At 49.7% G+C, this 374-nt stretch carries 1 protein-coding gene; it reads left to right on the top strand.

Going from position 1 to position 374, the window contains the following annotated elements; translation table 11 throughout:
- Nucleotides 1-59: 59 nt before the first annotated feature.
- Nucleotides 60-374: hypothetical protein (locus AC1DCY_RS27960; protein ID WP_477356111.1), on the top strand; the 315-nt coding region annotated here is incomplete at its 3' end.

Genomic DNA, 374 nt, shown 5'->3' with positions numbered 1-374 from the left:
ATCAATGGTGATGGCAGTTTTTGATTCGTCTCTATCCGACTTTTTTCAGGAAAATAACTATGAATATGAAATCCATTTTCGTCACCACACTGATCACTTTGTTGGCGTTCGCCGGTTATGACAAATTTTTGGCCAACAAACCGGCGGATATCCCAAGCAATTGGCTCAGAATTCCCGCTTTGCCGGTGATTCATGATGCGATATTCGAACTGTCGCCGAGGTTCGATGGCCAGCGCAATGCACCGGTGATGGAGCAGCTTTGCGCCTTGGCCCGGGGCGAAGTGAAACAGGAACAGGTCAACGCCTTTCTCAAGCAGCAAGGAGTCGACGCGCTAACACTGCCAAAGCAGGGCAACCAGCTCTCACTACTGATC

The sequence above is a fragment of the Lysinibacillus sp. 10T31 genome, assembly GCF_056394365.1.
This window is presented reverse-complemented; position numbering and strand designations above follow the sequence as displayed.